The following is a 272-nucleotide window of genomic DNA, read 5'->3' as shown; positions in this document are numbered from 1 at the left end:
AAGCCGGCGACCAGATGATGGCCCCACCCTGATAGTTCTGATAAACGCCGCCGTCACGCAGACCAGCGACTTCATCCGTGGTCGGGTATCCCAGGGCGCCCCCTTCAAAACCTGTTGCCGCCCAAAGCCCACGGATCACTCCTGTGGAGACGTGGGCTCCGGTGGCTGGTGACCAAATGATGGCCCCACCCTGATAGTTCTGATAAACGCCGCCGTCACGCAGACCAGCGACTTCATCCGTGGTCGGGTATCCCAGGGCGCCCCCTTCAAAT

1 pseudogene is annotated in these 272 nt (G+C 61.4%); it reads right to left on the bottom strand.

What is annotated here, in order from left to right:
- Positions 1-272: pseudogene (locus AB0313_RS00130) on the bottom strand (hypothetical protein); the annotation flags it as partial.

The organism is Pseudarthrobacter sp. NPDC080039 (assembly GCF_040702335.1).
Lineage (GTDB): Bacteria > Actinomycetota > Actinomycetes > Actinomycetales > Micrococcaceae > Arthrobacter > Arthrobacter enclensis_A.
This window is presented reverse-complemented; position numbering and strand designations above follow the sequence as displayed.